1 rRNA gene is annotated in these 374 nt (G+C 58.0%); it reads left to right on the forward strand.

Features of this window, described 5'->3' with window-relative positions:
* A 23S ribosomal RNA gene (locus GUY61_RS38925) occupies nt 1–373 on the forward strand; the annotation flags it as partial.
* Nucleotide 374 lies beyond the last annotated feature (1 nt).

A 374-nucleotide genomic window follows, 5' to 3' on the forward strand; every position in this document is an offset into this window, starting at 1 on the left:
GCGTAGTCGATGGACAACCGGTTGATATTCCGGTACCCGCTTTGAAACGCCCAGTACTGAATCCTCTGATGCTAAGGCCGTGAAGCCGCCTCTGATCTCTTCGGAGTGATGGGGAGTGGTGGAGCCGCCGGCCCAAGGTGGTAGTAGGTAAGCGATGGGGTGACGCAGGAAGGTAGTCCAGCCCGGGCGGTGGTTGTCCCGGGGTAAGGGTGTAGCCCGAGTGATAGGCAAATCCGTCGCTCATACGGGGTGAGACCTGATGCCGAGCCGATTGTGGTGAAGTGGATGATCCTATGCTGTCGAGAAAAGCCTCTAGCGAGTTTCATGGCGGCCCGTACCCTAAACCGACTCAGGTGGTCAGGTAGAGAATACCG

The sequence above is a fragment of the Streptomyces sp. GC420 genome (genome assembly GCF_009916105.1).
Lineage (GTDB): Bacteria > Actinomycetota > Actinomycetes > Streptomycetales > Streptomycetaceae > Streptomyces.